This is a genomic window from Salmonella sp. SAL03688 (assembly GCF_046551895.1).
In the GTDB taxonomy this organism is placed as follows: Bacteria; Pseudomonadota; Gammaproteobacteria; order Enterobacterales; family Enterobacteriaceae; genus Salmonella; species Salmonella enterica.
On the sequence record NZ_JBGDVI010000090.1, the window covers coordinates 1 to 236 of the forward strand.

The window sequence follows — 236 nt, forward strand, 5'->3', positions numbered from 1 at the left end:
TAGGGGATTCGAACCCCTGTTACCGCCGTGAAAGGGCGGTGTCCTGGGCCTCTAGACGAAGGGGACGTATCAGTCTGCTTCGCAAGACGCCTTGCTATTTACTTTTCATCAGACAATCTGTGTGAGCACTGCAAAGAACGCTTCTTTAAGGTAAGGAGGTGATCCAACCGCAGGTTCCCCTACGGTTACCTTGTTACGACTTCACCCCAGTCATGAATCACAAAGTGGTAAGCGCC

1 tRNA gene and 1 rRNA gene are annotated in these 236 nt (G+C 51.7%); both read right to left on the reverse strand.

Annotation, left to right across the window (positions count from 1 at the left end):
- Positions 1 to 58: transfer RNA gene (locus ACLJR2_RS23865), tRNA-Glu, on the reverse strand.
- A 93-nt stretch (positions 59 to 151) separates the two neighbouring features.
- A 16S ribosomal RNA gene (locus ACLJR2_RS23870) occupies positions 152 to 236 on the reverse strand; the annotation flags it as partial.